At 66.4% G+C, this 25,661-nt stretch carries 25 protein-coding genes and 1 tRNA gene; 11 read left to right on the forward strand and 15 right to left on the reverse strand.

Annotated features, from left to right (window positions below; genetic code table 11):
• Positions 1-61: 61 nt before the first annotated feature.
• Positions 62-565 carry a 2-C-methyl-D-erythritol 2,4-cyclodiphosphate synthase gene (ispF, locus tag EMO90_RS03150; RefSeq protein WP_150353040.1) on the reverse strand — a complete coding sequence of 168 codons (504 nt, stop codon included), beginning with the start codon at positions 563-565 and terminating at the stop codon, positions 62-64.
• Positions 562-1,149 (reverse strand): CarD family transcriptional regulator, encoded by a 588-nt coding sequence (locus EMO90_RS03155; protein WP_150353041.1) that lies wholly within the window; start codon positions 1,147-1,149, stop codon positions 562-564. The genes ispF and EMO90_RS03155 overlap by 4 nt, the downstream gene beginning before the upstream one ends.
• A 193-nt stretch (positions 1,150-1,342) precedes the next feature.
• On the opposite strand from EMO90_RS03155, the gene glgB reads away from it, so the two are divergent.
• The 3 genes from glgB to EMO90_RS03170 are packed head-to-tail and all read left to right on the forward strand — an operon-like array spanning position 1,343 to position 5,464.
• The gene (glgB, locus tag EMO90_RS03160; RefSeq protein ID WP_150353042.1) at positions 1,343-3,568 is read left to right on the forward strand and encodes a 1,4-alpha-glucan branching protein GlgB; all 2,226 of its coding nucleotides are present in this window, start codon (positions 1,343-1,345) and stop codon (positions 3,566-3,568) included.
• A gap of 44 nt (positions 3,569-3,612) precedes the next feature.
• Positions 3,613-4,341, forward strand: coding sequence for a response regulator transcription factor (locus EMO90_RS03165; protein ID WP_150353043.1), 729 nt, complete (start codon positions 3,613-3,615; stop codon positions 4,339-4,341).
• 49 nt (positions 4,342-4,390) lie between these two features.
• Positions 4,391-5,464: a sensor histidine kinase gene (locus EMO90_RS03170; RefSeq protein ID WP_150353044.1), complete on the forward strand. Its 1,074-nt coding sequence runs from the start codon at positions 4,391-4,393 to the stop codon at positions 5,462-5,464.
• Here EMO90_RS03170 and EMO90_RS03175 read toward each other — a convergent pair.
• Entirely contained in the window at positions 5,442-6,188 is a 747-nt protein-coding gene (locus tag EMO90_RS03175) for a ComF family protein (RefSeq protein ID WP_150353045.1), read from the reverse strand. The genes EMO90_RS03170 and EMO90_RS03175 overlap by 23 nt on opposite strands.
• Positions 6,189-6,191: 3 nt before the next feature.
• Entirely contained in the window at positions 6,192-7,043 is an 852-nt protein-coding gene (locus tag EMO90_RS03180) for an HAD-IIB family hydrolase (protein ID WP_150353046.1), read from the reverse strand.
• A gap of 104 nt (positions 7,044-7,147) precedes the next feature.
• Between EMO90_RS03180 and EMO90_RS03185 the strand changes: the two genes are divergently transcribed.
• Complete coding sequence (locus tag EMO90_RS03185) at positions 7,148-7,588, forward strand: metallopeptidase family protein (protein WP_150353047.1); 441 nt, start codon at positions 7,148-7,150, stop codon at positions 7,586-7,588.
• 75 nt (positions 7,589-7,663) lie between these two features.
• Here the strand turns inward: EMO90_RS03185 and EMO90_RS03190 are convergent, their stop codons facing one another.
• From EMO90_RS03190 to EMO90_RS03200, 3 genes are all read right to left on the reverse strand, one after another.
• On the reverse strand, positions 7,664-9,190 hold the full coding sequence (locus EMO90_RS03190) for a DUF5719 family protein (protein ID WP_150353048.1): 1,527 nt from the start codon (positions 9,188-9,190) through the stop codon (positions 7,664-7,666).
• Positions 9,191-9,192: 2 nt separating this feature from the next.
• A complete protein-coding gene (locus EMO90_RS03195; protein ID WP_150353049.1) occupies positions 9,193-12,348 on the reverse strand; it encodes a glycosyltransferase family 2 protein in 3,156 nt (1,051 codons plus the stop codon).
• A 67-nt stretch (positions 12,349-12,415) separates the two neighbouring features.
• Positions 12,416-12,718 carry a WhiB family transcriptional regulator gene (locus tag EMO90_RS03200; RefSeq protein WP_150353050.1) on the reverse strand — a complete coding sequence of 101 codons (303 nt, stop codon included), beginning with the start codon at positions 12,716-12,718 and terminating at the stop codon, positions 12,416-12,418.
• A gap of 242 nt (positions 12,719-12,960) precedes the next feature.
• On the opposite strand from EMO90_RS03200, the gene EMO90_RS03205 reads away from it, so the two are divergent.
• From EMO90_RS03205 to EMO90_RS03215, 3 genes are all read left to right on the forward strand, one after another.
• On the forward strand, positions 12,961-14,265 hold the full coding sequence (locus tag EMO90_RS03205; RefSeq protein ID WP_150353051.1) for an LCP family protein: 1,305 nt from the start codon (positions 12,961-12,963) through the stop codon (positions 14,263-14,265).
• Positions 14,266-14,514: 249 nt separating this feature from the next.
• Entirely contained in the window at positions 14,515-16,227 is a 1,713-nt protein-coding gene (locus EMO90_RS03210) for an FtsK/SpoIIIE domain-containing protein (RefSeq protein WP_190971899.1), read from the forward strand.
• Positions 16,228-16,400: 173 nt separating this feature from the next.
• Positions 16,401-16,679, forward strand: a complete 279-nt coding sequence (locus EMO90_RS03215; protein ID WP_033495370.1) for a WhiB family transcriptional regulator — start codon at positions 16,401-16,403, stop codon at positions 16,677-16,679.
• A 90-nt stretch (positions 16,680-16,769) separates the two neighbouring features.
• Here the strand turns inward: EMO90_RS03215 and EMO90_RS03220 are convergent, their stop codons facing one another.
• A complete protein-coding gene (locus EMO90_RS03220) occupies positions 16,770-18,254 on the reverse strand; it encodes a sensor histidine kinase (RefSeq protein ID WP_150353053.1) in 1,485 nt (494 codons plus the stop codon).
• Positions 18,255-18,401: 147 nt separating this feature from the next.
• On the opposite strand from EMO90_RS03220, the gene trhA reads away from it, so the two are divergent.
• From trhA to EMO90_RS03235, 4 genes are all read left to right on the forward strand, one after another.
• The gene (trhA, locus tag EMO90_RS03225; RefSeq protein ID WP_150353054.1) at positions 18,402-19,286 is read left to right on the forward strand and encodes a PAQR family membrane homeostasis protein TrhA; all 885 of its coding nucleotides are present in this window, start codon (positions 18,402-18,404) and stop codon (positions 19,284-19,286) included.
• Positions 19,287-19,613: 327 nt separating this feature from the next.
• Positions 19,614-19,778, forward strand: a complete 165-nt coding sequence (locus tag EMO90_RS12080) for a hypothetical protein (RefSeq protein WP_190971900.1) — start codon at positions 19,614-19,616, stop codon at positions 19,776-19,778.
• Between the two features lie 18 nt (positions 19,779-19,796).
• A complete protein-coding gene (locus EMO90_RS03230) occupies positions 19,797-20,321 on the forward strand; it encodes a GNAT family N-acetyltransferase (RefSeq protein ID WP_150353055.1) in 525 nt (174 codons plus the stop codon).
• A gap of 103 nt (positions 20,322-20,424) precedes the next feature.
• A complete protein-coding gene (locus tag EMO90_RS03235) occupies positions 20,425-21,315 on the forward strand; it encodes a D-hexose-6-phosphate mutarotase (protein ID WP_150353056.1) in 891 nt (296 codons plus the stop codon).
• Between the two features lie 147 nt (positions 21,316-21,462).
• Here EMO90_RS03235 and EMO90_RS03240 read toward each other — a convergent pair whose 3' ends face one another.
• From EMO90_RS03240 to EMO90_RS03270, 7 genes are all read right to left on the reverse strand, one after another.
• A complete protein-coding gene (locus EMO90_RS03240; protein ID WP_150353057.1) occupies positions 21,463-21,948 on the reverse strand; it encodes a GreA/GreB family elongation factor in 486 nt (161 codons plus the stop codon).
• 106 nt (positions 21,949-22,054) lie between these two features.
• Positions 22,055-22,465 (reverse strand): FKBP-type peptidyl-prolyl cis-trans isomerase, encoded by a 411-nt coding sequence (locus EMO90_RS03245; RefSeq protein WP_150353058.1) that lies wholly within the window; start codon positions 22,463-22,465, stop codon positions 22,055-22,057.
• A 178-nt stretch (positions 22,466-22,643) separates the two neighbouring features.
• Positions 22,644-23,231: a hypothetical protein gene (locus EMO90_RS03250; RefSeq protein ID WP_150353059.1), complete on the reverse strand. Its 588-nt coding sequence runs from the start codon at positions 23,229-23,231 to the stop codon at positions 22,644-22,646.
• Positions 23,232-23,318: 87 nt separating this feature from the next.
• Positions 23,319-23,398: transfer RNA gene (locus tag EMO90_RS03255), tRNA-Leu, on the reverse strand.
• A gap of 64 nt (positions 23,399-23,462) precedes the next feature.
• Entirely contained in the window at positions 23,463-24,488 is a 1,026-nt protein-coding gene (locus EMO90_RS03260) for a Ppx/GppA phosphatase family protein (RefSeq protein WP_150353060.1), read from the reverse strand.
• Complete coding sequence (locus EMO90_RS03265; RefSeq protein ID WP_150353061.1) at positions 24,488-25,111, reverse strand: DUF501 domain-containing protein; 624 nt, start codon at positions 25,109-25,111, stop codon at positions 24,488-24,490. Before EMO90_RS03265 ends, EMO90_RS03260 begins: the two co-directional genes overlap by 1 nt.
• Positions 25,108-25,614 carry an FtsB family cell division protein gene (locus EMO90_RS03270; protein ID WP_150353062.1) on the reverse strand — a complete coding sequence of 169 codons (507 nt, stop codon included), beginning with the start codon at positions 25,612-25,614 and terminating at the stop codon, positions 25,108-25,110. Before EMO90_RS03270 ends, EMO90_RS03265 begins: the two co-directional genes overlap by 4 nt.
• Positions 25,615-25,661: the final 47 nt, after the last annotated feature.

Below are 25,661 nucleotides of genomic sequence, written 5' to 3' on the forward strand. Positions count from 1 at the left end.
TTTGAGACACGGATGACCAGATCCGCCCAGTTTGTCGCGCGAGAAAAACGCGCGAGGAAGATCAGCGATCAGATCGCATGAGCACCAAGGCATTGGCGATGGCGGCGATGCCCTCCCCCGCACCGGTGAAGCCCATGCCATCGGTGGTGGTGGCCGTGACGGTCACCGGACAGCCGGCGGCCCGGGACAGCGACTCCTGCGCCTGGGCACGATGCGGCCCGATCTTGGGACGGTTGCCGATGATTACCACGGATGCCGACTGCGGCTCGAACCCATTCGCACGCACATGCGCGACGGTCCGTTCCAGCATGGGAATGCCATGCTGGCCCGCCCCCTGGGAACTCTTCCCCACGCCGAACAGGCCGCCGATGTCCCCCAATCCGGCGGCGGACAGCAGCGCGTCGATCAGGGCGTGGACGGCCACATCGCCATCAGAATCCCCCTCGACGCCTTCACCCTGGCCGGGCCACTCAAGACCGGCCAGCCACAGTTCTCGCCCGGATCCGGGCGAGGCGAAGCGATGCGCGTCGAACCCCTGCCCAACGCGCACGCCGTCCATGCTCATTTCTTCTTCTTGGAGCTCGCGATGCGCGCCAGCGTTTCGGCCGCAGGCTCCTCCGGAGCGGCCGTATGGTGCTTCTCATCGCCGGGCTGAGGCTCCTCATATCCCAGATTCACGTCCAGCAGGCGCTGGGCGGTCTCCTCGTCCAGATTCTCGGACAGGGCGATCTCGGAGGTCAGGATGCTGCGGGCCTTGGTGAGCATGCGCTTCTCGCCGGCGGACAGGCCGTGCTCGTCCACATCGCGCTGGGCCAGATCGCGCACCACCTCGGCGATCTTGTTGACGTCACCGGTGGCGATCTTCTCGACGTTCAGCTTGTAGCGGCGGGACCAGTTCATTTCCTTCTCGACGATGGGGGTGCGCAGGATCTCGAAGACCTTGGCCACCTCGTTGGCGTCCACGATGTCCCTGACGCCCACCTTCTTGGCGTTCTCGACGGGCACGTTGATCACCAGACCGTCGGACGAGAGCACCGACAGCTGCAGGTACTCCCTGGTCACCCCCTTGACCGTCCGCTCGGTGATGGCCTCCACCTTCGCCGCGCCGTGTCGAGGATAGACGACCATATCGCCGACTTTGTAATCCATGAGCCCTCCGCTAAATGTAAGTCACGCCGGTATAGCAATGCACGCAAAAACTCGAATAATTATGCCATTCCCCTTGGACTTTCGCGGGGACTTTCGAGGGGACCTCCGGGGAACGCGCGGCAGGTGCAAAAAACAGCCGGACACGGCTCGCGAGGTGGTCTGATCACAGGCGTGGACGTTGTAGACTCAACATATGAGCACAACAATTCATCCTGCCAACACCAATCCGCTCGCCGTGGACTACGCCGTCCTCGATCAGGTGAGCAACGCGAAACACTACAACCCGCACGAGGTGCTGGGCGGACACCTTATGGACGGCAACGATGCCGGCCAGGTGACCGTCAGGGTCCTCCGTCCCCTCGCCAAGTCGGTGATCATCGTGACCCCCGACGGCGACTACGCCACCTACCACGAGTACAACGGCATCTTCTCCACGGTCCTTCCCGCCAAGAAGACCGACGGCGGCTGGGCCGTCCCCGACTATCGCGTCTTCGCCGACTACGGCGACGGCAAGAGCACCACCGAGGACGATCCGTACCGCTACCTGCCCACGGTGGGCGACCTGGACATGTATCTGTTCGGCGAAGGCCGCCACGAGCGCCTGTGGGAGGCGCTGGGCGCGCATGTGCGCCACATCAGCGACCCGATGGGCGACGTGACCGGCACGGCCTTCTCCGTGTGGGCGCCCAACGCCAAGGCCGTGCGCGTGGTGGGCGACTTCAACGACTGGAACGGTCGCCGCCACGCCATGCGCGAGCTGGGCTCGTCCGGCATCTGGGAGCTGTTCGTCCCCGGCGTGGGCAACGGCGCGCGTTACAAGTACGAGATCCTCAACGCCAACAACGAGTGGAAGCAGAAGGCCGATCCGATGGAGCGGTCCCACGAGATCCCGCCGGCAACCGCCTCCGTGGTGGTGGAGTCCACGCACGAATGGAAGGACGACGCCTGGATGGATCACCGCCGGGCCACCGACCCGCATGCCGGCCCCGTCTCGATCTACGAGGTGCACGCGGGCAGCTGGAAGCAGGGACTGACCTATCTGGACATGGCCGACGAGCTCGTCGCGTACGTCAAGAAAATGGGCTTCACGCACGTGGAGTTCATGCCGCTCGAGGAGCACCCGTTCACCGGCTCGTGGGGTTACCAGGTCACAGGCTATTACGCCGCGGACTCCCGCTTCGGCACCCCGGACGACTTCAAGACCCTCGTGGACGCCTTCCATCAGGCCGGCATCGGCGTGATCATGGACTGGGTGCCCGCACACTTCCCCAAGGACGACTTCGCGCTGGGCCGCTTCGATGGCACCCCGCTGTACGAGGACCCGGATCCGCAGCGCGGCGAGCACCCGGACTGGGGCACGTACGTGTTCAACTTCGGCCGCAACGAGGTGCGCAACTTCCTGGTCGCCAACGCCAGCTTCTGGCTGGACGAGTACCACATCGACGCCCTGCGCGTGGACGCGGTCTCCTCCATGCTGTATCTGGACTACAGCCGCGAACCGGGCCAGTGGCATCCGAACATCTACGGCGGCCGCGAGAACCTGGAGGCGATCGCCTTCCTCAAGGAGGCCACCGCCACCGCCTACAAGAACAACCCGGGCATCATGATGATCGCCGAGGAGTCCACCGCATGGCAGGGCGTCACCGCCCCCACCGACGCCGGCGGCCTGGGCTTCGGCCTCAAGTGGAACATGGGATGGATGCACGACACGCTCGAGTACCTGCACGAGACGCCGATCAACCGCCAGTACCACCACAACGAGATCACCTTCTCCATGGTGTACGCCTACTCCGAGCACTACGTCCTGCCGATCAGCCACGACGAGGTCGTCTACGGCAAGGGCTCGGTCTATGGCAAGATGCCGGGCGACGGATGGCAGAAGTACGCCGGCGTGCGCAACCTGTTCGCCTACCAGTGGGCGCATCCGGGCAAGAAGCTCACGTTCATGGGCAACGAGCTCGCCCAGTGGGGAGAATGGAACTACAGCACGTCCATCGACTGGGATTGCCTGGACTGGGACGACCACAAGGGCGTGCAGCGTCTGGTGGCCGATCTCAACGAGTTCTACCGCAACAACCCGGCCCTGTGGAGCCAGGACTTTGATCCCGCCGGATTCCAGTGGCTCACCTCCGACGACAACGAGCACGACACGCTGAGCTTCCTGCGCATCGGCAAGGGCGGCGAGCAGCTCGTGGCGGTGGTCAACTTCGCCGGCACCGCGTGGCAGGACTATCAGGTCCCGCTGCCCAGCGGCGGCAAGTGGGTTGAGGCGTTCAACACGGATGACGCCAAGTATGGCGGCTCCGGCATCCACAATGCGGACATCGAAGCGGTCAAGGGTGAGTATCATTCGCGCGATTGGTCGGTGAAACTCACGGTTCCCGCGCTGGGAGCACTATTCTTGAAGCCAGCGAAGTGACACGACGCCCCGTTGGGGCGCCCGGACAGATAAGGCATTCAGGAATGATCAATAACGCGAACGCCCACCACGAGTCGCATACCGTGCTCGTGGTGGAGGACGAACCGACGCTGGCGACCGCCGTCGCCCAGCGTCTCACCGCCGAGGGCTGGACCGCGCGCGTGGCCTCCGATGGGGCCAGCGCGGTCCAGGCGGCCTCGCAGCTCAAACCGGATCTGGTCATCATGGACATCATGCTGCCGGTGATGGATGGGCTGGAGGCGACCAAGCGCATCGTGGCCGAACGCCCGGTGCCGGTGTTGATCCTCACCGCCCGCGACGACGAAGCGGACAAGGTGATCGGCCTTGGCGCCGGCGCGGACGACTACATGACCAAGCCGTTCTCCATGCGCGAGCTCATCGCCCGCTGCAAGGCGCTGCTGCGCCGCGTGGAGCGCGCCAAGATGATCGCCAAGAACGCGGAGAACGAGAAGCTGCTCGACTTCGGGTCCCTGGTGATCGATCCGGCCCAGCGTCTGGTCACGGTCAACGGCGAGGAGGTGCACCTCACCCCCACCGAGTTCGATCTGCTCGCCACGCTGGCGCGCAAGCCCAAGTCGGTGCTCACCCGCGAGAAGCTCCTCGAGGAGGTGTGGGACTGGGTGGACGCCTCCGGCACGCGCACGGTCGATTCGCACGTCAAAGCACTGCGTCACAAGCTCGGCTCGGAGATGATCCGCACCGTGCACGGCGTGGGTTATGCGTTCGAACCCCCGGTGGATACGGACAGGTAGCCCTCCGCCAGGCAAACCTCCGTCGGGGTCTCGAGCGAACATCGTGAGCATGTCGAACGAAACCCCCAATCAGCATGCAGCCTCCCGATCAGGCACCCGTCATCGCGACGAGCGTCCGATCGGGAGGTTTTCTTCGCTCAAGACCGAATTGAGCCTGCTCATCGTCATCGCCACCGCCATCGCCTTCATCATGGCGTGGATCCTGCTCAAGGTGGGCTGGAGCGGCTGGCTTGCCATGCCGCTGACGCTGCTGGTGGCTCTGGGCATCACCTACCTCTTCTCCCGGGGCATGACCGCCCCGCTGCGCCAGATCCGCGATGTGGCGAAGGTCATGGCGGACGGCGACTACACGGTCCGCGTGGACGACGCCGCGACCGCGCGCAACGACGAGATCGGCCAGCTCGCGCGATCATTCAACGAAATGGCCGGCGAGCTGCAGCACGCCGATCAGATGCGACGGGACATGGTGGCCAACGTGAGCCACGAACTGCGCACCCCGGTCTCCGCTCTGCAGGCCATGGTGGAGAACATGGCCGACGGGGTGACCGAGCCCACGCCCGCCAATCTGGAGGGCATCCTCAACCAGACCCACCGTCTGAGCGACCTCATCGCCTTCCTGCTGGATCTGAGCCGCATGGAGGCGGGCGCGGCGAGCCTCAACATCGAATCGTTCGACTTCGCGGATTTCATCGACGAGACCGTGGAACCGTTGGAGATCGCGGACGCGGGCCACGCGCACACCATCCACATGAACATCCCGCAGGGCATCATCATGGAGGGCGATCAGGACCGTTTGCGCCAGCTGTTCACGAACATCATCGGCAACGCGCTCAAGCACTCCCCCGACGGCACCGCGGTGCTGATCGAGGCGCGCGAGGACGAGGACAACGGCACGGTGGTAACCAACGTGGTGAACTTCGGCTCGCAGATCGAGCCCGAAGCCCGATCGGACATCTTCCGCCGCTTCGTGAAGGGCAAGACCGGCCCGGGGACCGAATCGGGCGGCACCGGGCTTGGTCTGTCCATCTCGCGCTGGGCCGCTCAGCTGCACGGCGGCACGGTGAAGGTGGTGGACGACGTGCGCGGCGCCGATTTCGAGATCACGCTGCCGAAATACCACTGACCCCGAGCCCGGGCGGAGGGGTGTGCGCGAGCGCGAAGGCGGCCGCCACCCGTCCGCCGGCCGTCCGGATCGCGTCCACGCAGCGGGACAGGGTGGCTCCGGTGGTCACGATGTCGTCGACCAGCAGCACGGTCGTCCCAGCCACGCCCGCGCGCGGGGATACGCCGATGCGCCCGTCCAATCGGTTCATACGGCCCCGGATGCCTCTCGTTTCCACGGATTTCGATCGCACGCCTTTGACTCGCAGGGCATCCGCTGACCGGACCCGCACGCCTTCGCCCGTCAGTTCGGCCACAACGGCGTCCGTCAACGGCCTCACATGTGCCCTGCCGCGTCTGCGCAGCGACGATGCGGATGACGGGGCCGGCACCACCAGCACGCGGGCATCCGGGGCACGCAGCATGCCCGCCACGCCGCTCACACGGACCAGATCGGCCATGCAGGGGGCGAATACGCGGTCCAACTCCACATCGTCGTGGTCCTTCCAACCCAGAATCGCGGCCCGTGCCGCCGCGCGGTAGTCCGCGCAGGCGAAGCAGGGCACACCTTGGCCGGACAGCGTCCATCGTCGATAATCGCCGAACAGCGCACGGCAGGAGGGGCACAGCGTCTCATCCGGCGCGTCGCAGCCGGCGCACCCACGCGGCAGGAGAAGATCAATCGCCTCGCGGCCCCACGCACGGACCGCCCCCAGCAGCCCGCTGGCATCCTCCCCGCCGGACATGGCCTACGCCGCCGAATCCGGGGTCACGCCCCCGTCCGCAGCCATGCCGCGCATGACGCCGATCAGCCGCCTGACCACCTCAAGCGTCTCCTCCGGACCCTTCACGCGGACCGGCATCACGCCCGCCTGCGCGGCCGGGTAATCGTTGCCATCGGGATCCATGCGGTCCCCCACGAAGATCATCTCCCCCACATCCATGCCCAGCATCGCAGCCAGTTCGCGCACCGCGTATCCCTTGTCGATGCCACGGGCGGACACGTCCACGCTGGTCGCGCCGCCCGAACGCACGAACAGATGGGGCAGGTCCGCGGCCACGGCCACGCGCAGCGCGTTCTTCTTGGCATTGTCCGGATCCCACGCCTCCTTGGCATCCACCGGGGCCTGCTGCCCCAGTGCGGAGAACGTGATCTGGCTGCCGCGATCCTCGATCCGCTCGCCCCACGTGTGCTCCTCCCACACGCCAAGCTCGCGGGCATGGCGTTCCAGGGACTCCATGGCGGCCCGGCGGTCCTCCTCGCTCAGATCGTGCTCGTACTCGCAGTGCCACGCGCCGTCGCGGTACCGGTAGTACCGCGTGCCGCTGGTGGGCATGAGGTGCAGATTGGGAAAATGGGCCCGATCGGTGAACGCCTCAACGGTGAGGATCTGACGGACGAACAACTCGTAGCGACCGCCCGAGATCACGGCCACCTGCGTCAGGTTGGTGAGCTCGGCCAGCGCTGCGGCCATGTCATTGTGCATGGGCATCTTCGAGCGGGCCAGCGTGTTGTCCAGATCGAAGCCGACGGCACGCGCGCACCGCCCCATGGCATCCAGATCGAGCTCTGTCCATGAATCGGCGATGACGGCGGCCATTGAACCTCCCTGAACGGATGGCGTACGTTTGCGTTGTATCTGAGATGATCGTACCATCCGCAAGGCACGGCCCCTTGTTTCCCCTCGCGGCTAGGGTAAGGCCCATGAGGATAACGTCACCGAAGCCGCCCTGGATGGGCGGCGTGTACCGCAACCGCCATGGCAGGGGCCCGCGCAGGCCGATGTTCGGCACGCGTCTGCCGCGGTATCGCACCCGTTCGGGCATGTTCGACGATCTGGTGGCCTCCCAGCTCAAGCGTCTGGGGCAGGCCTGGCCCGAGCTGCTCAAGCCGGTCCAGTTCGCGGTGGAGGACGTGCCGCCATCGGATCCGCTGCCCTGGGAGGACGAGCCCAGGCTCCTGAGCAAGGTGTTCCCCGCCGAGCACGGCATCCCGCCGCGCATCGTGCTCTACCGTCTGCCCATTCAGATGCAGACGCGCGACCGCACCGAATTGCAGTTCATCATCCGCGACGAGCTGGTGTCCTGCATCGCCGAGCATTACGGACGTCGTCCCGAGGAGATCGACCCCGACTGGGGGCTGTGACCCCTGCACGCTGGGCCCGAATCGATTCTGAGCCGATCCCGGACCGATCCCAGATCAGTTCGGGCCGATCCCGCTTCAGCCGATGACGCCCAGCGCGGGATCGGCGCCGATCGTGGCACGCAGCGGCGTCAGTGCCCTCGGTCCAAGCGCGGCGATCGCCCCCACCTTCCTGTCCGCGAGGTCCTTGCGACCCAACGTGACATTCCAGCTGACGGACTGGCCCTCGTCGTCCACCTTGATCGCCGCCACGCCCTGACCCAGATCCTCGGCGGACAGGGATGCGGCGCCGTTGACCGTCAGATCCACCTGCTTGGTCCCTAGCAGCTTGCCGTCGGCATCGAAGGCCGAGACCTTCACGGAGGACGCCTCGCGGTTCCAGTTGACCAGATTCACCGTGGCGTCCACCTGATCGGGCACGGCGACCGCACTGGAGACGGCACGGGCGATCCCCGGTACGACGGCGAAATCGGACTGGCCGCCGTCGCCGTTCATCGTCACCACCAGAGAGGCGTTCACGGCCTGATCGGCGGTGACGGCGAGACCGATCGCGTCGGCCGGCGGCGCCCCCGCATCCACGGACTGCACCTTGTTGGCATCGATCCTCGTCTCCTGCGCGGTGGCCAAGCCCGTGGGCGTGATCCACGAAAGCGTGACGGATGCGTCCGAGCGGCCGAACAGCAGCGCCTTCACGCCCTGCGCCCCCTTGACGCCGGGAAGGGCGATGCGCTGGTCGGCCTGACCGGATGCGGTCACGTAATCGTTGCCCTGGGGATTGAGCCCGTTCATGGCGACGACGCGCACCACGGCGCTGACCGGGGTGTCACGGCTGGACACCGTGACGAACAGGGCGTCCTGCCCGGGGGCGGCGGCGGACAGATCCACGGTGGACTCACCGTTCGCCGCCACGGAAACCGTCCCGGCGACGGCCAGGGACAGACGGTCGGAGGACGAGGTGCCCCACGCCTGCACGTTCACGGTGGTGGCCTTGGCGGTGGCATTGGCGATCACCAGACGCTGCGTCCAGCCGGTCTGCGTGGCGGGCAGCAGGAAGGAGTGATCCAATCCCGCATCCACGCATCCGGATGCCGCGATGCCGCGCAGATCGCCGCTGGATGCCCACGACGCGGTGGCCGAGGAGACGCCGGTGCCGTTGTTGGCGTCGAGCAGCTGCGTGGTCTGCACGATCGCGCCGCCATCGGCGTTGCCGGCAAGCAGATGGACCGCGGCGTCGTCGGCGGGATCCTTATCCTCCAGCTCGCCCTTGTCGTCGCCGGTCAGACCGGTGAGCACGGAACTGTAGACCGATCCGAAGGCCGCATAGCGCGACGACGAGGCGATGTCGCCCTCGCTGGTCTGGTAGGCGCTGTCACCGTACTGCGTGTTGTCCGCCAGCGTCATGCGGGCAGGGCAGTAGTTCACGCTCACGCGCTGGCCGACGCTCTGGCGGATGACCGATGAATCGGCCGCGGCCGCATCCACGCCCGACGGCAGCGGCCGCACCACGATCATGCCCACGAGCAGCGCCACAAGCGCCACCAGCGTGATGGCGCCCGTTGCGATCTTGCCGGCGGTCAGGCCGGAATTGACTGGTCTCTCGTTCATGTTCATGCCTGCTCCTGCTCTCGCCTGCGGATACTGGGAATGGCCACCAGACAGTACAGCACCACGATCACGCCCACGCTCCACAGCCACACCCATCGCCAGGTGTTGGCCCGCGCATGTGCTTCGCCGTCAAGGTTCACGCCCTGCGAGGCGACGTCGCTGACGGTCAGTCGGAAATAGGTGCCGGTCGGATTGCTCACCACGTTCTGCGTGCCCTCGCTGGCCGTCAGATTGGACACCAGCGCATCGTACGCCTGATCGTTCGTCACATCGCCGGAGGCGGGGACGACGAACACGCCGCCCAATCCAAGCCCGCTCAGGGTTTGGATCGCGTCGGTGTCCCCATTGGCCAGCAGCTGGGCGGCGGCCTTGGCCATGGCGTTCGTGGCGTCGTCCTGCCGGCCGGAGACGCGCATGGCCCATGCGGCGGGGCTGGCGTCGACGATGTCCCCGCGCTCGGTGCGCATCACCGTGAAATCGACCGTGGCGGACGACTGCGCGCTGATCGCCAGAATGCGATGCGAGGGATCCTGTTCCAGATAATCGACCGCGACCATGGGCAGGGAGGCGCTGGTGGCCGAGACTCCCCCATCCGCCACCGTGCGCTGCACGCCCAGCACGCCCCAGATGCCGGCGCAGCACACCAGCAGCAGGGTCAGCAGCATGCGGCCCACCCGGGGCAGGGAGGCGGCATGCACGGTGGTGACGTTCGCATGGTTCGCCTCGCCGCCCGCCAGTCGGCGGGACATGGGCATGCCGGCGAGCGGATTGAACCGCTTGACGGCCGCGCCCGCCACCTGGCACACGCAGGAGATCACGCCCATCATCATCATCGCGAACCCGGGCAGCGCCGAGCCGGCCACAGCGCCATCGGCATCGAGTCCCACGGCCACGCGCGTCGAGGTCAGCGACAGGGCGGCGCCGGCCACCATGACGACCCACATCATGCGCGACATGCGCAGCGAGGAGGGCATGAACAGCGCGATCACGGACACCACGGCGAGCACGAGCGCGCAGGCGACGGCGAGTGCGGCCACCATGCGCGTCGGGTCGGTGATGCCCTCCCAGCCCGCGGCGGATTCCAGCCCCATCGAGCGGGCCGTCACATCCGCAAGGCTGAGCGCCGCCGGCTCCCCGGTCAGGTCCGAACTCGGCAGCATCACGTCCGCGAACAGCTCGCGCCACTGGCCCTCAACGGCCCGGTGCGCCACATTGACGAGCGTGGGCGCCAGCGTGAACGCGGCGGGCACGGGGATGAGCAGCAACGTGGGCCGGTGCCGGCGCACCAGGATCAGGAAGGCGAGGAACACCAGTACCAGCGGCAGCAGCATCTGCGGCTCGGCATCCACCACGGGAATGAAGCACAGGGAGGCCAGCGCGGCCCGCTGCACGGACGGCACGGGCCTGATCGGATCCTCGGTGAGGTACATGGCCGTTGCGCGGAATGTGAAGGCGAAGGCGGCCGGCAGGAAGATCATGACCACGAGCATGGCCAGGTTGCCGGAATGGTACAGGCCCATGGCACCGGCCAGCACGCCCCACAGCACGCCGCACACCACGCGCACGGGGTTGGAGCGCGTGAAGACGCCGGCAAGGGCCCAGAACGACAGCGCGGACAGCGGGGCCGCCATCAGGTAGATCAGGGCCATGGCGGCCGCCACATGGCCGCCGGTTAGCACGCTGACGCCGGCGAGCACGAGCAGGAACGGCGTGGGCGGTCCGGCGACCCCGGTGCCCAACGCGTATGTATAGGGGATGGTGGCCGCATCGATCAGCTGGCGGAAGGATGCTCCAGTGGGCAGCAGCTGGGGCGACGCCAGAACACCGCCGGCGAACAGGCCGCGCAGCACGTCCCAGCGCAGGATGATCATGCCCACGGCGAGCGCCAGGGCCATGACCGCCGCCCATGTGGCGCGCACACGCCACTGGCGGGTCAGATGCGCCTTGGCGAGCGGGCTGAGCAGCGTGACGAAACGCTGCGATTCGAATGCCCTCGTGCGCTCGCGCCATCGGGCCATCTGCTGGCGGTTGGCCACAAGCACGCCGAGCTTACCGATCGCGGTGGTGGTCTGGCGGGACACGCGGCCGCGCGCCCTGAACGCGCGGGGCAGACCGGCCAGCGCGCGCCACGGCAAAGCGAGCTCGCAGAAGGCCTCGTACGGCTTTTTGCCGAACAGCAGGATGAAGAACCGGCCGAACGCGGCGATGAGGAGCCACAGCCAGTCAAGGGGCCAAACCACCCGGTGCCGGCCGGTGGCCGCGTACCGCTGGGCGGCGAGGATGCGCGCGGGGTAGGTGTTGGCGGCGTCGTCACCGTCCACGGGATCGCCCACGCGGGTGCGGATGCCGTCGAGCCGGGCGCGCCGATGCGCGATGACCGCCTTGGGAACCACGATCACGCGCCCGCCCGACAGGCAGACGCGACGGCAGAAGTCCTTGGACTCCCCCAGGGAGGTGAACCATCCGTCCGTTCCTCCCAACGCCTTCCATGTCTCCAGCGAAACCAGCGCGCCCGCGAGGGACACGGCGAACACGTCCTGGCGGCCGTCGTACTGCTCCTGATCGGGTTCGCCGTCCACGACGAGGCTGGCCACATGATGATGCGGGGCGGCGTAGTAGCCCACGTTGTGCAGTGCGACGCCGTCCCAGCCGACCTGCTTGGCTCCGATCACCGATGCGGTGGGCACGTTGCGATGCGCCTCCACCAGCGTTTCGAGGCAGCCCTCGTCCTTGGGCCGGGAGTCGTCGTGCAGCAGCCACAGGCATTCGGTCCGCTCGGACAGACGGGCATAGCGCAGCGACTTGCCGACGGCGTCGCCGAAGGACGAGGCCGATTCGACCGGCACAAGCTGGACCTGCACGGTGGCGACGTCCGGGAAATGATCCACGCGTCCGGATCCGGGGCGCACGACCTCCATGGTGGAATACACGGGGTTCGGGGTATCGCCGGAGCAGTCGGCCACAACGATGACGCCCGGCAGCATGCGCCCGGCCAGCAGCGCGCCGATGGTAGCCGCAAGATAGCGTCGGTCCGATTCCACGGTCACGATGGCGGCCACCGTCTCGTCGACGTCCTGACGCACGCCGCGGGGCCGGGCCGCAAGCGCATTCGTCAGGATCTGCTGCACACTTACGTCCGGGGAGGTCTCAAAAGTCATGGTTCCAGTCTAAGCACAGCCCGTGGTCGCAGCGCGTCCCGCCCCACGGCGCGTCACGACGCGCGCCTCACGCGGTGCGCCCGGCCTGCGCCTTCTTGTAGCGCCGTCGTTCGCGCTCGCTCATGCCACCCCAGATGCCGAACCGCTCGTCATGGTCGATGGCCCACTGGAGGCACTGCTCACGCACCTCGCACTGCGCGCAGATGCGCTTGGCGTCGCGCGTGGAGCCGCCCTTCTCGGGGAAGAACGCCTCCGGGTCGGTCTGGGCGCACAACGCCTTGTGCTGCCAGGACAAATCCCCGTCCGGTCGGAACAGTCCCCACAGCTGGGACAGCGCGTCATCGTCGGACTCGTCGAAGAGATCCCACATGCTGTCCTCCTTGTTGCCAAAACAAATGCCGTAATAGATTACACACGCGAAACTTGAGATTTGTCAAATTATTTTTCGTGTCAATGCCGCCATGCATGGCCAATGTGTGGTATACATCGAAGCTTCCCGCCACCACCGGGCATCAGGTTGTGCCGTTCCTGCGGAGGATTGCCCTCCCTCACCATCCGTTCACCCTCCAGCGTGTTAACAAGGCTTGCAGTAATTGGTAATTTGGAGGGAATATGACTCAGCCATCAGCAGGACACGAAACGCCGGAGACGCCGCCGAGTTTCATTCCCTCCGGCGCATCCCGCAGATCCGCGCGCCACGCGGCCCCGGCCGAAACCGCGCATGATCGTGCCCCGGGCGCGTTCCCGACCGGCGCGAGCGTCCCGCCAAGCTTCTCCCCCGCGGCCGCCTCGCCGTCGCCCGCCAGAGCGGCACGCCGCACCAGCCGATCCGTCGGGACCTCCGTCCCCGCGGCGCACGAGGCGGCCCCGCTCGCCGCCACATCGGCCATGCCGGCCATCGCGACCCGACCGGCCATCCAGCAGACCCATGCGGGAAACGGGGCGGCGGCCGCTGCGGCAACCACCCGTCGGCGCAGGCGCGGCCCCGCGCACAGGGGACTCACCATACTGCTCGTCATCGTCCTCGTGGCCGCATTCGGCGCCTTCTCCCTGTGGGGCTGGGTCAACGGCCAGCTGGTCAGGCAGAACATGCTCACCGGCGCCTCCAACACACCGGCCCAGACCTGGCTGCTCCTCGGTTCCGACGAACGCGACGCGGGCGACGGCACGGGCATCGACGATGGCACCGTGGGATTCCGCACCGACACGATCCTGGTGCTCACCAAGCCGAAGTCCGGCAACAGCTCGCTCATCTCCATCCCGCGCGACTCCCTGGTGGACGTGAACGGCAAAAAGATGAAGATCAACGCCGCCGCGGCCGCCGCCGGATACCCCGCGCTTGTGGGACAGATCGAAAAGATCACCGGCCTCAACGTGGACCATGTGGCCGTGATCCGCTTCGGCGGGCTGCAGAACGTGGTGGACGCGCTTGGCGGCGTGGAGCTGTGCTACGACCGCACGGTCAACGACGTCAAATCGAACCTCAACTGGCAGGCCGGATGCCATGTGGCCGACGGCGCCACGGCCCTCGCCTTTTCACGCATGCGCTATTCCGATCCCAAGGGCGATTTCGGCCGCGCCGAACGCCAGCGCCAGGTGATCGCCGCGATCACCAAGAAGGCGGCCAGCGGGGATACGCTCACCAACTTCGGCAAGGTCCAGAGCCTGATGAAGGCCGGCCTTGGTTCCCTCACCGTGGACGAGAAGTCGAACGCCTGGAACCTCGCGCAGATGGCCTTGGCCTTCAAGGACGCCTCCGGGGACAAGGGCGTGACCGGCACGGTCTATTGGACCAACGCCGACTACCGCGCGGCGGGCGTGGGCTCGTCCGTGCTGCTGGACGATGCGCGCAACGCGCAGCTTTTCACGGAGCTGGGCGCCGGCACGCACGCGCCGGGCACGGTCGGCAGCCTGTAAAACCCAATCGGCACAGGCCCTGAGGCACATTCGACCACAGGGCTCTGCGAATTTGACCCACGCGGCGGGCCCATCCACACTCATGGCATGAGCCTCAAACCACGCAATCCGTTCCGCCGCGGGAGAACCGGCGGGAAACCGGGCGGGAACGGCGGAACCGCCGCCACGGCAAAGCACCCCGCCACACGCGACCCAGCCGCCCGTCATGACCCAGCCACCCAGCGCGACCCTGCCACACCTTGGCTCCTGATGAGCATGCTTGCCCCGGCGTGCGCGCAGCTGGCCATGGCGGCGATGATGATCGCCGAAGGCCGATGGATGTTCGCCGTGATGCTGCTGCCCGGCCTGTTCGGATGCATCGCCTCGTTCATGCTGATGCGCGCACGTCAGCAGCCGTCCGGCCCCGCGATGCCGGGCGTTTCGGCAAACGGCGGCGCGACGGGCGGCGGACCAGGCTGGGGACCCGACAAGCCTGTCATCCCCGATCTGTCCACCGTCCCATGGCCGCAGCTGATCGGATTCGACCCGGACGGCACACAATGGTGGCGCCTGATCGTCCACCGCTGGATGCTGGCGCGGGAGCGTGCGGGATCGGGCGGAGGGACTTCGCAGGGCGTGCCCATCGGCATGGGCGAGCACGGTCCGGTCATGATGGATCTGGCCGCGCATGGCCCGCACGCGCTGGTGGCCGGCACCACCGGATCGGGCAAATCGGTGCTGCTGCGGCAATGGTGCCTGGCCCTGGCCGCCCATTACCCGCCCGAGGCGCTCACCATGGTCTTCCTCGATTTCAAGGGCGGCGCCACCTTCCGCGGGCTCGAGGCGCTGCCGCACACCGTGGGATGCGTCTCCGACCTCGATCTGGAGCATGCCGTGCGCGCGCTCAACGCGATCGAGGCGGAGCTCAAGCGCCGCGAGCGGCTGGTGGCCGAGGCGGGCGGCGGGCAGATCGACGACCTGCCATCGCCTCCCCCGCGACTGCTCGTGGTGGTCGACGAATTCAACGCGCTCAAGGAACAGCTGCCGGATGCGATGGACCGGCTGACCCGACTGGCGTCGCTGGGCCGCTCGCTCGGCATGAACCTGGTCGCATGCACGCAGCATCCGATGGGTCAGGTCAGCGCGGCCATGAAGGCCAACATAGCGGTGAATCTGTGCATGCGCGTGCGCGACGATCTGCAGTCCATGAGCATGCTGGGCACGAAGGCCGCGTCGCTGATCCCCTCCACCAGTCCCGGCATGGGATACCGGCACGACGGGGACACTCTGGCGGCCTTCCGCTGCGCCGCCCCAATGGATGCCGCGCCGATGGTCCAGGCCGTGGCCGATGCGGCCCGCTTCTGCGGCTGCGACGCCGGGCGGCTCCTGTTCAGCCAGCCGCTGCCGGAATATCTGCCCGCGCCGGCGGATCCGGCGGCCTTCGCCTCGCCGCAGGCGGTGCGGATCGGCGCCTGGGACGACGGCGTGGCCCTGCATCCGTGCGATATCCCACTGGACGGCGGCTCGATCGTGGTGATCGGCGACGCCAGACGCGGCAAGACCACCGTGCTGGAGGGCATCGGACGGTGCTTAAAGGCAGCGGGCATCCCCTGCGCCGTCTCGATCGAGGAAGCACGGGCCATGCAGGATGAGCACCGGTCGATTCGCGTGGCCCTGGTCGACGACGCGGAACCGATGGTGGACCCCCTGTCGCAGGATCCCCGGCGCGCGGTGTTCGAGCGATTGCAGCGAGATCCGGCCGTGACGCTCGTCTACGCGCTGTCCTCGGCCCGCAGGATCGGCGACGCGTCGCGCATCACCATGCGCATCGTCTTTCCCGGCGGCGATCGCACGGCCGATCTGCTCGCCGGCATACCGGCCGACGTCCTCGCCCGACTGGGTCCGGACGCGACCCGCATCCCGGGACGGGCGGTGGCGGTGGCGCGCGGAGCGGCCAATCCGCTGCAGATCTGCGATCGGTGAGGCTTCCGGCAGGCTTCCTGCGAACCCGCAGGCAAGGTTTTGTCCGCGGTGGGCGAGAAACCTCACGTTCGTGGGACAACGCTCTTGAAAAGTCGCGGCATTCGTGCTTTCCTTCTATAAGGACGTTGAAACATCCGCGGTCGAGTTGATATCGACGTGAAGGAAGGCGACAGATGAGTAGTGCTTTTGATTGGCGCGCCAAGGCGGCCTGCCGGGACAAGGACCCCGAATTGTTCTTCCCCGTCGGCAACACCGGTGCGGCATACCAGCAGATCGAAGAGGCCAAGGCCGTGTGCCGCACCTGCAAGGTGATTGACGCGTGCCTCAAGTGCGCGCTGGACACGAATCAGGACTACGGCGTGTGGGGCGGTCTGAGCGAGGATGAGCGTCGCGCGCTGAAGCGTCGCGCCATGCGCGCCCGCCGCTCCCAGGCCATGCAGATGCAGGCCTGACGCGCGCGTACGCACCGCATAAATCCAAGGGGCGGGTTCCGGATGGATAGAGCATCCGGAACCCGCCCCTTCCCGTTTTCCCGGACCGGGTCACTCCTGCGCGGCGCGGAGCTTCATGTCCAGGACCACGCGCGTGCCGCCCTCCCGGCGCGGCTCCCAGCGGACCGTGCCGCCGAAGTCGTTGGTCACGAAGGTGTTGATGATCTGCGTGCCCAGACCGGAGCCCGAGGAGCGGGCCATGCCTTCGTGCGATTCGGTGGTCAGGCCGTTGCCGTCATCCTCCACGACCACGTTGAGGTTGTTGCCGCCGCGGCCCACGGAGATCGTCACGTGGCCCTCCTTGCGGCCCTCGAAGCCGTGCTCGATGGAATTGGTGACCAGCTCGGTGAGGACCAGGCTCAGCGGCGTGGCGTCCTGCGCGGGCATCATGCCGAACTTGCCCAGATAGTTGATCTCGATGTGCTGGTCCTTGGCCACGGCCAGATCCACGCTCATGCGCAGCAGGTTGGCGATCACCTTGTCGAAGTCGACCACCTCGTCCGCGCTCTGGCTCAGGCCCTCGTGCAGCACGGCGATGGTCTGCACACGGCGCTGCGCCTCGCCCAGCTCCTTCCTGACCTCCTCGTTCTTGGTGCGGCGCGCCTGCAGTCGCAGCAGCGCGGAGACGGCCTGAAGGTTGTTCTTTACGCGGTGGTGGATCTCGGAGATCGTGGCGTCCTTGGTCTGCAGCTCCTTTTCGCGGCGGCGCAGCTCGGTGACGTCGCGGCACAGCACGATGCCGCCCACGCGGCCGTTCGCGTCGTACAGGGGCAGCGAGCGCAGGGAGACGGCCGAGCGGTTGGCGTTGAGCTCGGAGTCCACGGGGGCCTTGGCGGTGAGCACCAGCGGCAGGGTCTCCGGCACCGGGTCGTTCTGGTGCAGCAGCGTGGTGCCGATCTCGGACAGGTACTGGCCCTGCATCACCTGCACCGAACCGAGGCGGCGGAAGCAGCTGATGGCGTTCGGCGAGGCGTAGCGCACGATGCCTTCGGCGTTGAGGATGATGAAACCGTCCGAGACACGGGCGTTGTGGCGCTGGTTGAGCACCGAGTCGACGTAGGGGAACTGGCCGCGCGGGATCATCTCGAACAGCTGCTTGCCGGCCTTGATGCTCTCGGATTCGTAGCGGCCGTTGGATTCGCGGGTGGCCATGTTGGTTTCGCGCACCACGAGTCCCAGCGTCTTGCCGTTGTGGCGGACCGGCGCATACACGTCGCAGATGGTGTTGCGGCCCTGGGTGCGCAGGCGGGTGGAGCGGAACACGGTGCTGGAGGCCATGGCCTGGTCGAGTTCGGCCACCTGGTCCGCCGGCGTCGCCTTGCCGACCACATCGTCGAAGCGCAGGGACATGACGGTGGAGGGGCGGCACTGTTCGGCGACCACATATTCGCCGTCGCCATTCTGGATGAGCAGCATGAGGTCGGCGAAGCTCAGGTCGGCGATCACCTGCCAATCCCCCACGAGATGGTGCAGCCATTCGCGGTCGTCGTCGGTCAGATCGGGTCGTGTCGCGAGAATATGTGTGAAATCAGCCATAGGACTTAGTGTAAGGTGCGTTGGCGTCAATGTCACGGCGGGTCGCCCCTTCACGTCCCGCCATTGTTACGGTAACGTAGGTTACGCAGGCGTAGGTTGAGTCGACCTGGGCGAACGGTCCGGTCGCGTGGACGCAGGAGGCATCGCATGGCACATCGCAGCACGCCGGAGATCGAGGCGAAGCGTCAGGCCGTCATCAAGGCGCGCGAGGACCATCTGCAGGCCAAGGCGGACGCGGTCAGGACCACCGCGCAGGCGAGGGCCGAGACGATCCGCATGAAGGCCGAGGAGAAGGCCAGCAAGGTGATCGCCAAGGCGGAGGAGCGCGCCGCAAGGATCGAGGGCATCGCCCCGGCCGAGGTGGAGCGCAAGGTGCGGCTCGACGTCCACGGCCGTCCCAAGCCCCTGCTGCGCGGATGGATCCACGCCGTGGCCGCGCCGCTCGCGCTGGCCGCCGGGATCGTGCTCATCTGCCTGGCCCCGTTCGCCTCGCTCAAATGGGCGTGCGCGGTGTTCATGACCTGCTCCCTCGTGCTGTTCGGCAACTCGGCGGCCTATCATCTGGGCGATTGGAGCCCGCGCGTCACGGACGTGCTGCGGCGCATCGACCATATGAACATCTTCCTGCTCATCGCCGGCACCTACACGCCGGTCTCCTTCGCGCTCTCGCCATTCTGGCGCAACACGATCATCACCGGCATGTGGGCGTGCACCGCCGTGGCGCTCATCATCCACGTGATCTGGATCAATGCGCCACGATGGCTGTACACCATCACGTACATCGTGTTCGGCGTCTCCGGCGTGGCGTTCATGGGCCTGTTCTGGGAGTCCCCCGTCGCCGGCCCGGCGGTGGTGGTGCTGCTCGCCTCGGGCGGCGCCTGCTACATCGCCGGCGCGATCGTCTACGCCCTGCGCAAGCCCGATCCGTGGCCGCGCGTCTTCGGTTTCCACGAGATCTTCCACGTGGGCACCGTGGCCGGATACGCCTGCCACATGGTCGCGATCTACATGGTGATCGTGCATCTGTGGTGACGTACGATTGGTCCATGAGCGATTTCATCATCCGTATTTAGATCGTTGAAATTTCAACGCTTTCAAGGCATTCGAATGCCACACGGGTTGGTCGTCCTCGACATGCGTCGTCTTTGCATCGCCGGACAGCCATTCCGGGGCGTCCCGGGATTCCTCGCCCACGCCCCGTTTTTTCGCGCGGTACGTCCGACTAGATGCGGAATGTACAAGCATGCAGACAGATGGGCCATCCATCGACAGCAGTCGATCGAATCGCCCTGTTCCAAACGGAAAACTTGCCATCCGCGGTTGTCCGGCGTTAGCATGGTTGCAACGAAAGGAGGCGGCATGGTCAAGCTCACGGATTTGTACACCGTCGATACGGACAGTCCTGAATACGATTATCTGCATCTGTGCGATGCGCCGCTGCCAGAGGACGTCCTTCAGTTCCTTGGCAAGGCCTCCCGCCCCAAACAAAACCCGGCAGCCGTTTCCAAGCACGTTTACGCCTAACGGAAGCGCGGATTTCCCATGGTTGTTCGCTTACGATTCGCCGAGAAATCCGATCAGGAGTCGTTCATCACGTTTACCTGCACATCGCCCGTGCCTGCCAATAGGCAGGTGAACGGCGTATGGGTCAAAGGGGAGAAACTCCATCCCGAACCATGGGCCCTGCTCGTGCAGAAACTCATCCACAACAGTCCGGTCTACCACGACAAGGACTGCTGGATTCGCGTAGGAGTGGATGACCAGACCGGCAATCTGGCCTCGTACTGTGCCGTTGTCCACAAAGGCGATGGCGTGTACGAGATCGCAATCATCGCGGTATCGCGGAAACTACGCGGACTTGGATTGGGAACGCAGGCATTGCGAGATGCGATTTCCACGGCTACGCATGACGCCGTCCACCGGAATCTGGATCCCGTGTTCGTGGCCACCATAGACGAGAACAACCGCGCCAGCGCCCACCTATTCGCATCGTTTGGCTTCCAACTGATCAAAACCTACGATCCCGACCGTCACGGATTCACCTTCAACCTCTGGGCACGACGATAAGCGGCAAACTTGATCAACCCAGCCGAAACGCTCGTCAATAACGACTAGAATCAACGAGACATGGCCAAAGGGCAATAACACTTTCCATGACATAATGACTGATATGGCTAATTTCATCATTCGCAATCTCATCAACGAAGATGGCGGGGCGCAGATCAGCGACTATGGCGCGCATGTGATGTCCTGGACTCCCACAGGCGGATTCCCCGTGCTCTGGACCCCGGCCGCGGTGCCGTTCAGGGAGGGCGAGTTCATCGACGGCGGCATCCCGGTGGTGTTCCCATGGTTCAATCAGGGCTTCGAGCGCGGCCGGCTTACGGACCGGTTCCCACGGCACGGCTTCGCGCGCACGAGCTTCTGGAGGCCGGCTGCGGACGACGTACCCGATCCGGCGGGCCCAAATCGGCTCAGCTCCGACCGCCGCATGCGCTGCACATTGGACTCAGCGGACGTGCCGGCTGATCTGCTGGCCCGATGCACAGGCGGATTCGCTCCGGGATCGGCATTCCGGGCCGCATACGATGTGCGGGCGGGACATGAGCTGGCCGTCACGCTGACCGTGCGCAACACCGGTTCCGTACCTTTCACCTTCGAGGCGGCCCTGCACACCTATCTGCGCGTGGGCGATGCGACGCGCGTCCGACTGGAGGGCCTTGGCAACTCGGCATATCTCGATGCGACGCTGCCGGGATTCCGCGAGCCCGGATTCCCCACGCGCACGCAGTCGCACTCCCCCGTTGCGTTCACCGCCTCCGGCGTGGACCGCGTCTACTACGCCAGCAACGGGCTCTTGCTGCGCGACGACGCGTGGAACCGCTCAATCGCCATTGAGCGCACCGGCGCCACGCAGACCGTGGTGTGGAATCCCGGTGCTGAACGCAGCGAGTGGCGCGAATTCGTCTGCGTGGAAAGCGCGGCCATCCGCGAGCTGGCCGTGACGCTGGAGCCGGGCGAATCGCACGCGCTCGGCCAGACGCTGCGGACAGAGGCATAGGCGCCCGCGCCCTGTGACCACTCCTCTGTAACCACTCCCCCGTGACCGCCGTGCGCATGCAAAAAGGGCGACGCCACGGCATGCGCATGCGGCATGCATCATGAACGTCGCCCTGAAAAGCCCCTGAAAAAACAGGATGGTCCGGAATCAGGCCTCGAACGGCTTGGCTTCCTTGATGGTCACGGTGATCTCGCGGCCGTTGGGGGCCTTGTAGGAGACCTCGTCGCCGGTGTGGGCGCCCAGAATCGCGGCGCCGATCGGGGACTCGGGGCTGATCACCTCGTGCTCGGTGGCCACGGCGATGTCGCGCGAGCCCAGCACGTAGGTCTTCTCGCGGCCGGCCAGCAGAATGGTGACCACGGAGCCGTTGCCCACGGTGCCGGCCTTGGGGGCCTGCATGATCTTGGCGTTGCGCAGCTTGACGGTCAGCTCGTTGACGCGGCCCTCGTTCTTGCCCTGCTCCTCGCGGGCGGCCTGGTAACCGCCGTTCTCGGACAGATCGCCCTCGGCGCGCGCGGCGGCGATACGCTCGGCGATTTCGCTGCGGTAGTCGCCCTCACGCCACTCGAGCTCCTTCTTGAGCTTGTCGTACGCTTCCTGGGTGAGCAGGACGACCTTTTCTTCCTCTGCCATGATGGTATGTTCCCTTCAATGAATGATTGGTTGATCCGCGCAAACATGCGCAAAAGCGCCGGCGTCACGCGAACGGCCGGCGCTATAAGTCTGTTGGTTGTGCTCGTCAGCGGGTGGAGATGATGTCGATGACGAAGACCAGCGTGTCGCCGCCGCCGATGCCGGCCTGCGGGACGCCGCGGGAGCCATAACCGTACTCCGGCGGGATGGAGACGACCAGACGGGAGCCGACGTTGTGGCCGGGAACGGTCTGGTCCCAGCCCCTGATGACCTGACCCACGCCGATGCCGAAGCTGGCCGGCTGATGACGCTCGAAGCTGGAGTCGAAAGCCTTGTCCTTGCCCCAGACCACGCCGTGGTAGTTCACGGTGACGGTGTCGCCGCGACGGACGATCGGACCATCGCCCTCGACCAGCTCAACGGCCTTGAGGCCCGCCGGCGCGGTTTCGGAGGGGAATTCGATCACGGGCGTGGCGCCGAACTCGGCGTTGACCTTCGGCATGTTCGTATCAGCCATGGTGTCTCCTTTATCGCTGTTCAATATCGCGTTATCCTAGCGGGCAAACGCGACGAACGCAATCGGGGATCCCAACGATTTCCAAACGGCGAACCACCACGTCTTCACCGTGTCCTCACCGCGCCATCGCCGAGCGCCGCGCTTCAGCGCCGCGCTTCGTCCTATAGCCAGCGCGCCGTCAGTACAGCACGCCGTACATGCGCGTGGCAAAGAACAGCCCCAGCAGGGCGAGCGCAACCGTCACCGCGCCGATGCCGTACACCGCCCCGCGGCGCATCGCCAGCTTCGGGTACGCGATCCGGGCGATCACGAATGCCGCGAACCCGATCACCGCGCAGTTGAACGCGGTGGCGACGATCTGCCCCGTGGACATGGCGGCCAGCCCCTGCGGCCCCGAGAAGGAGTTCACCATGGCCGGCAGCACGAACACGCCCCACGCGCCGAAGCCGAACAGGCCCACGCCACCGTACACGAACGGCACGGCCTTGGGGTTCTTCACCCCGTGCGAGAGCGATTCGGCCGCCCACAGCAGCGCGAACCCCACAATATACGTGTACGCCACCGCCAGCAGACAGGCCACCATGGCCCACGGCACCACGGCCAGATGCGCGATGGCTGCATATATGGGCGCGATGATGATTTCCCCCACGCAGGCGACCAGAGCCGCCACCACGCCTTGGACGAGCAGGCTTGGCAGGCCGGATTCGATTGCGTTGGATTCGGTTGGTTGCGACGATCCCTGTGCGGATGATCCCTGTGCGGCCATGATGCTCCTCGCGCCTCGAGCGTTTCTGTTTCAGCGGCCAGTATATGAACCGTTTGTAAACGCGCGGGGCAACATTCCATGCGAAGGTGCCCCCAGCGGGGCTCGAACCCGCAAGCCGAAGCGATGGATTTTAAGTCCACTGCGTATACCAATTTCGCCATGGGGGCCTGTGCGGGCGGTTTTGGGCCACCCGCGCAAACCAAATACTTGGCTATTATGCCACGTCCGCGGTCACGCCGCGAGCAGCCGGCGTCCGTAGTCGAGCACGATGCCGTCCAGCAGGCCGTGCTCACTGGCCACGTAGGAGGTGATCGTGCCGGCCCCACGGGCCGCGTTGGCGCGTTCGGCCACCTTGGCGAGCACGCGGCTCCAAACCAGCGCGCCGCCGCCCACCACATCGATGCGGCCGGGGTGGATGGTCTTGTAGGCGCGACGATCGGCGCGGGACATGAGCAGGAAGCGGGTGTCCACGTCGGTGATCTCGTCGATGCTCACGCGGCGGCCGTCCACGGCGGCATGGTTGTACTCCGACAGGCCCATGCTCAGGGCGGTCATGGTGGTGACCGTGCCGGACACACCGATGATCGTGCCGGTGCGTTCGGCGGGGACCGTGCGGAACGCCTCCTCGATGTGAGCGTCGATGTCCGCCACAGCTTCCTCGATCTGCTCCTGCGTGGGCGGGTCGGACAGGAGATGGCGCTCGGTCATGCGCACCGAGCCGATGTTCATGGAGAACGCGTGGGTCACCTCGTCGGCGGGCGCATCCACTCCGTCGCCGCCGAGCACGAGTTCGGTGGAGCCGCCGCCCAGATCGACCACCAGATACGGCGGCGCGGGCATGGTGCCGTCCTGCTCGGGGCCGAGCACGCTGGTGGCGCCCAGGAAGCTCAGACGGGCCTCCTCGGTGCCGGGGATGACCTCGGGCCGCACGCCGAGGATCGACTCGATACCGTCCTCGAACGCCTCGCGGTTGGCGGCGTCGCGCGTGGCGGAGGTGGCCACGAAACGCAGCCCGTCCACATGATGCTCCTCCAGCAGTCCGGCGAACTCGCGGGCGGCCGCATAGGCGCGCTCCAGCGCCTCGTCGGCGAAGCGGTGGGTCTTGTCCACGTCCTGACCGAGGCGGACCACGCGCAGCACGCGCGGCAGCACGTCCGTGTATCCATGCTCGTCCACGCGGGAGATCTTGAGGCGGATCGAGTTGGTGCCGCAGTCCACGCCCGCGACGGTCACCGACCGCTCATTCGTTTCGGTCATCAGTCCACGTCCTTCCTGTCCTTGGAACCGGCGGCGTCGGCGTCGGAGCCGTCCTCGCCCGCCCGCAGCGCACAGCGGCACACCGCGGGATCGAATTCGTCCCTCACGCGCTCCAGCACCCGGTCGCCGATCGGGTTGACGCCCGGGCCCATGACCAGCGACTGGGCGACCAACGCGTGCAGGCACTTGACGCGCACCGGCATGCCGCCGGCGCTGATGCCCTCGATGTGGCTTTCATCGTCGCCCAGACGCTCGGCGATCGCATGGCGGAACGCCAGATACAGCTCGTGGGCGCGCTCGTAGGCCGCATGCACGTCGGCGTCATGCTCCACCAGATCCGTGTACTGCGGCATCTCGCCGTTCGCCTCCACATGGGAGACGGCCTTGACCACTTCAGGACCGGTCAGATAGCAGGTGGTGGGGAACGGGATGCCGCCCGGCAGCAGCGGCCTGGTGACCACGGCCAGCGGATTGCCGCACACGCAGCGCGCGCCCACGGCGACCATGCCGCGCGGATAACGGCCCAGCTGCGCCTGGACGAGTTCGATGTCCCGCTCGCTGGCGCCTTCCCGCAGGCGGCGCTCGGCCAGTTCGGTCACGAAGGTGGTGTCGGTTGGGGTCATTGCTGATTGTCCTTGGTGGTGTTGGAATCGGTTGTGCTGCTGGATGATTCGGACGGCGAGGGGGATGCCTGCCCGTCATCCTTCTTCTGATCGGCCTGTTCGAAGGCGTAGGAGAGCTCCTTGTACCACGGCAGGTTGGTCGCGGTGTGCGAGGATGACTCCGACGCATCGGTCTGGTCCGTGGCATCGCCGGTTACGGCCTCCGGGTGCAGCACGCGGATGGCCTGTTCGCCGGGGAACACGAAGCCCAGACGTTCACGGGCCTGCGCGGCCACGTATTCGTTGTCGGACCATCGGGCGATGTCGTTCTGCAGGTCCTGGTTCTTCTCGATGAGCGCGGCCTGCGTTTTCCTCAGCGAGTTGAGCTCCGCGAGATTCGTCGCGTACGTGTGGAATGTGGAGACCAGCTGGATCAGTCCGATGACGACCAGAATGATCGACAGGAAAAACGCGATGGGTCCCGAAGGGATGCGGGACGATGATTTTCTTCCTGAAGACGCCATGAATACGAAAATACCCGTCGCATTCGACTTGGGAATGCGACGGGCAT

The organism is Bifidobacterium vespertilionis, assembly GCF_008698145.1.
Taxonomy (GTDB): domain Bacteria; phylum Actinomycetota; class Actinomycetes; order Actinomycetales; family Bifidobacteriaceae; genus Bifidobacterium; species Bifidobacterium vespertilionis.

Bases quoted from the DNA above. Each gene is read 5' to 3' on its own strand.
- EMO90_RS03250 (WP_150353059.1), bottom strand. From the start codon at position 23,231: ATGGCCGCACAGGGATCATCCGCACAGGGATCGTCGCAACCAACCGAA.
- EMO90_RS03220 (WP_150353053.1), bottom strand. From the start codon at position 18,254: ATGGCTGATTTCACACATATTCTCGCGACACGACCCGATCTGACCGAC.
- EMO90_RS03155 (WP_150353041.1), bottom strand. From the start codon at position 1,149: ATGGATTACAAAGTCGGCGATATGGTCGTCTATCCTCGACACGGCGCG.
- EMO90_RS03245 (WP_150353058.1), bottom strand. From the start codon at position 22,465: ATGGCTGATACGAACATGCCGAAGGTCAACGCCGAGTTCGGCGCCACG.
- EMO90_RS03230 (WP_150353055.1), top strand. From the start codon at position 19,797: ATGGTTGTTCGCTTACGATTCGCCGAGAAATCCGATCAGGAGTCGTTC.
- EMO90_RS03170 (WP_150353044.1), top strand. From the start codon at position 4,391: ATGTCGAACGAAACCCCCAATCAGCATGCAGCCTCCCGATCAGGCACC.
- EMO90_RS03175 (WP_150353045.1), bottom strand. From the start codon at position 6,188: ATGTCCGGCGGGGAGGATGCCAGCGGGCTGCTGGGGGCGGTCCGTGCG.
- EMO90_RS03190 (WP_150353048.1), bottom strand. From the start codon at position 9,190: ATGAACGAGAGACCAGTCAATTCCGGCCTGACCGCCGGCAAGATCGCA.
- ispF (WP_150353040.1), bottom strand. From the start codon at position 565: ATGAGCATGGACGGCGTGCGCGTTGGGCAGGGGTTCGACGCGCATCGC.
- EMO90_RS03270 (WP_150353062.1), bottom strand. From the start codon at position 25,614: ATGGCGTCTTCAGGAAGAAAATCATCGTCCCGCATCCCTTCGGGACCC.
- EMO90_RS03235 (WP_150353056.1), top strand. From the start codon at position 20,425: ATGGCTAATTTCATCATTCGCAATCTCATCAACGAAGATGGCGGGGCG.
- EMO90_RS12080 (WP_190971900.1), top strand. From the start codon at position 19,614: ATGGTCAAGCTCACGGATTTGTACACCGTCGATACGGACAGTCCTGAA.
- EMO90_RS03165 (WP_150353043.1), top strand. From the start codon at position 3,613: ATGATCAATAACGCGAACGCCCACCACGAGTCGCATACCGTGCTCGTG.
- EMO90_RS03185 (WP_150353047.1), top strand. From the start codon at position 7,148: ATGAGGATAACGTCACCGAAGCCGCCCTGGATGGGCGGCGTGTACCGC.
- EMO90_RS03180 (WP_150353046.1), bottom strand. From the start codon at position 7,043: ATGGCCGCCGTCATCGCCGATTCATGGACAGAGCTCGATCTGGATGCC.
- EMO90_RS03260 (WP_150353060.1), bottom strand. From the start codon at position 24,488: ATGACCGAAACGAATGAGCGGTCGGTGACCGTCGCGGGCGTGGACTGC.
- trhA (WP_150353054.1), top strand. From the start codon at position 18,402: ATGGCACATCGCAGCACGCCGGAGATCGAGGCGAAGCGTCAGGCCGTC.
- EMO90_RS03195 (WP_150353049.1), bottom strand. From the start codon at position 12,348: ATGACTTTTGAGACCTCCCCGGACGTAAGTGTGCAGCAGATCCTGACG.
- EMO90_RS03240 (WP_150353057.1), bottom strand. From the start codon at position 21,948: ATGGCAGAGGAAGAAAAGGTCGTCCTGCTCACCCAGGAAGCGTACGAC.
- EMO90_RS03200 (WP_150353050.1), bottom strand. From the start codon at position 12,718: ATGTGGGATCTCTTCGACGAGTCCGACGATGACGCGCTGTCCCAGCTG.
- glgB (WP_150353042.1), top strand. From the start codon at position 1,343: ATGAGCACAACAATTCATCCTGCCAACACCAATCCGCTCGCCGTGGAC.
- EMO90_RS03215 (WP_033495370.1), top strand. From the start codon at position 16,401: ATGAGTAGTGCTTTTGATTGGCGCGCCAAGGCGGCCTGCCGGGACAAG.
- EMO90_RS03210 (WP_190971899.1), top strand. From the start codon at position 14,515: ATGAGCATGCTTGCCCCGGCGTGCGCGCAGCTGGCCATGGCGGCGATG.
- EMO90_RS03205 (WP_150353051.1), top strand. From the start codon at position 12,961: ATGACTCAGCCATCAGCAGGACACGAAACGCCGGAGACGCCGCCGAGT.
- EMO90_RS03265 (WP_150353061.1), bottom strand. From the start codon at position 25,111: ATGACCCCAACCGACACCACCTTCGTGACCGAACTGGCCGAGCGCCGC.